Source organism: Acidithiobacillus sp. TH-A36, from assembly GCF_057473445.1.
The window spans coordinates 1-2,940 of sequence record NZ_JBYCKP010000009.1; the positions used below are offsets into that span (position 1 = coordinate 1).

4 protein-coding genes are annotated in these 2,940 nt (G+C 53.5%); all 4 read left to right on the forward strand.

Features of this window, described 5'->3' with window-relative positions:
* The first annotated feature begins 209 nt into the window (after positions 1-209).
* Entirely contained in the window at positions 210-863 is a 654-nt protein-coding gene (locus AC2VLY_RS00175; RefSeq protein WP_486921571.1) for an ABC transporter substrate-binding protein, read from the forward strand.
* Positions 863-1,666, forward strand: a complete 804-nt coding sequence (locus AC2VLY_RS00180) for an MlaA family lipoprotein (protein WP_193639830.1) — start codon at positions 863-865, stop codon at positions 1,664-1,666. The genes AC2VLY_RS00175 and AC2VLY_RS00180 overlap by 1 nt, the downstream gene beginning before the upstream one ends.
* Before the next feature lie 2 nt (positions 1,667-1,668).
* On the forward strand, positions 1,669-1,956 hold the full coding sequence (gene gatC, locus AC2VLY_RS00185; protein ID WP_010636853.1) for an Asp-tRNA(Asn)/Glu-tRNA(Gln) amidotransferase subunit GatC: 288 nt from the start codon (positions 1,669-1,671) through the stop codon (positions 1,954-1,956).
* 12 nt (positions 1,957-1,968) lie between these two features.
* Positions 1,969-2,940: amidase (locus AC2VLY_RS00190; RefSeq protein WP_486921572.1), on the forward strand; the 972-nt coding region annotated here is incomplete at its 3' end.

Genomic DNA, 2,940 nt, shown 5'->3' on the forward strand with positions numbered 1-2,940 from the left:
GGTTTTGAGCCGACAGCGGTCAATGACACGTTTGCGCACCCCCTGCGGGCGCTTAAAGTAGCCTTGCGTGGGCCGCGTACGGAAGGCCCTATGGCTCCGGATATGCCAACCACTCCCCCTTCACAGGGATCCGACCATCCGGTTTTTCCATTACGGGTTGAACGTTAGTAAGCGATTGGCCGTCCAAAAAGGGCTAACAGGGAGATTTTATGCTTATGAGAAATGCCATGTTGCTTGCTGTCGCAGCGGCTTTGTCCATGTCGCCAATGATTTCAGCTGGAGCAGCTGTTGCAGCACCTGCTCCAGCTACCGCGCAAGCCAAGGTCCTGACACCAAAAGCCACTATTGACACCCTCGATGCAGCCTTATTGAAAGCCATGCAGGGTGGCAGCAAAATGGGTTATCAGGGTCGATATGCCGTGGTGTCTCCTGTAGTCCGGAAAGTGTATGATTTTGACCGGATTGCCAGTCTGACTCTGGGCAGCCACTGGTCCAAACTGACCACTGCGCAACAGAAAGAATTTGTAAGCGTGTTGGCGGACTATACTGCAGCCACATATGCGGCTCGTTTTGATAATTATCAGGGCGAACATTTTGCGGTCGTCAACAGCGAAACCATGCAGCCCGGAACTGAGGGCGTATTCAGCACCTTGACCATGCGCAATGGCAAGGTCCATCGTTTTGATTACCTGCTCCAGCAACAGGATGGACAGTGGCGTATTGTGAATGTGGTTGCCGACGGGGTCAGTGATTTGTCTCTGAAACGTTCTGAATATGACGAAACCATTAAAACCAAGGGGTTCCCGGCCTTGATTGCGCATTTGAAAGCGCAAACTGCTCATTATGCGAGTGGTAAAAATTGATGCTTCGCTGGCGTTGGTTGCTTGGTGGCATTTTCGCCAGTTCCGTGCTGGCGCTATCAGGCTGCGCTACAGTGGATGGTCCCGGCTCCGGCACATCGGGATCCGGTCGACCGCCTTTGCAAACCTTCAACCATACTATGTTCCATGTGAACATGGGACTTTACGATTATGTGCTTGAGCCGGTATCTACGGGCTACAAAGCGGTGACACCGGGTTTTGTCCGCGAGGGCGTCAGTAACGTTTTTTCCAACGTGGGCATGCCTTACATTTTTATCAACGATTTTTTGCAAGGTCGGGTACAACAGGGTATGGAGGATATGAGCCGTTTTCTGGTCAACTCCCTATTCGGTGTAGGTGGTTTGATTGATGTGGCTGACAAACTGGATTTACCCATGCACGACAATAGTCTGGGGGTGACGCTTGGAGTCTGGGGCGTACCACAGGGACCCTATCTGGTATTACCCTTTTATGGACCTAGTTCGTTGCGGAGTTTGCCGGGTCTCGCCATGGTCATGTTTACCGGCCCCGCATATTATCTCACCAGTACCCCTGCCCAATATGCCTTGAGTGGCATGGGGGTGATTAATACGGGCTATGTGGATGGTCCGAAAATCCGCATGGTTCAGGAGGCTGTGAATCCTTATCAGTTTATGCGCAATGCCTGGGAACAGCATGAACAGTATTTGATCAGTGGCGGGGTAGTCAGTAAAAGTCAGTTGCTCGAAGGTCTATCTTTACCTCCGCCTGCTGGAACGTCTCCCGCCAGCAATGAATCCAGCACCAACACGAAAGGAAAGCATTAAATATGGCTTTTGATCAGGATGCAGTGCGCCGTACGGCTCATCTGGCCCGTCTGGCCCTACCCCAGGAAGAAGTGCCGGCAGTGGCCAGTCAACTGGAAAAAATCATGTCGCTCGTTGAGGAGTTGAGTGCCATACCCACAGAGGGGATTTTACCCATGGCCCATCCTCTGGATCTGGAACAGCCACTGCGCCCGGATCAGGTTTCCAATCATGATGAACGCCAACGCCTGATGGCCAGTGCTCCGGCCACTGAGCACGGGCTTTTTCTCGTCCCCAAAGTTATCGAATAACAGGAGCAGCATTTGGACCTCCACGATTTTTCCCTGCGGCAACTCCGCGAGGGTCTGCAAAAACGGGATTTCTCTGCGCAAGAGTTGACGCAAACCCTGCTCAAGCGTATCCATGGCTTAAACTCGGAACTGAACGCTTTCATAACCGTGACCGAGGCTGCTGCCCTGGAATCTGCCGCTCGGGCTGATGACCGTTTGGCAAAAGGCGAAAGCGGAACGCTGCTGGGTTTGCCCATCGCCCATAAGGATATTTTTTGTACGGCAGATGTGCCGACTACTTGTGGTTCGAAAATGCTGAAAAACTTTGTCGCTCCTTATAGTGCCACTGTCGTGGAGCGTCTGGACGCAGAAGGCATGGTCATGCTGGGTAAGCTTAACATGGATGAATTTGCCATGGGCTCTTCCAACGAAACCAGTTATTTTGGACCTGTCCGTAATCCCTGGAATACGGAAATGGTACCCGGAGGTTCTTCCGGTGGTTCGGCAGCGGCGGTAGCAGCAGGTCTAGTGCCGGTGGCTACGGGCACAGATACCGGCGGCTCTATTCGTCAACCGGCTGCACTTTGCGGTATTACCGGGATTAAACCTACCTACGGACGGGTTTCCCGGTATGGCATGATTGCGTTCGCATCAAGTCTCGATCAGGGGGGGGCGATGGCGCGTTCCGCCGAGGATTGTGCTTTGCTGCTGAATGCCATGGTGGCCCATGATCCTCGGGATTCTACCAGCCACCCGGCGGCTGCCAGTGATTTTCTGCGTGGACTGGATCGTCCTCTGCAGGGATTGCGCGTCGGCGTGCCCGAAGAGTTTTTTGGCGAGGGACTGGATCCGGAAGTGGCTACCGCCGTGCAGGCGGGGATAGATCAGTTAGCCAAACAGGGCGCTTTCATTCAATCCATTCGCCTGCCAAATAACCCTCATGCGGTCAGTACCTATTACGTCCTGGCACCGGCTGAGGCTTCCAGCAATCTGTCGCGTTTTGAC

Coding starts and splice junctions, on each gene's coding strand:
- gatC (WP_010636853.1), top strand. CDS start 1,669: ATGGCTTTTGATCAGGATGCAGTGCGCCGTACGGCTCATCTGGCCCGT.
- AC2VLY_RS00175 (WP_486921571.1), top strand. CDS start 210: ATGCTTATGAGAAATGCCATGTTGCTTGCTGTCGCAGCGGCTTTGTCC.
- AC2VLY_RS00180 (WP_193639830.1), top strand. CDS start 863: ATGCTTCGCTGGCGTTGGTTGCTTGGTGGCATTTTCGCCAGTTCCGTG.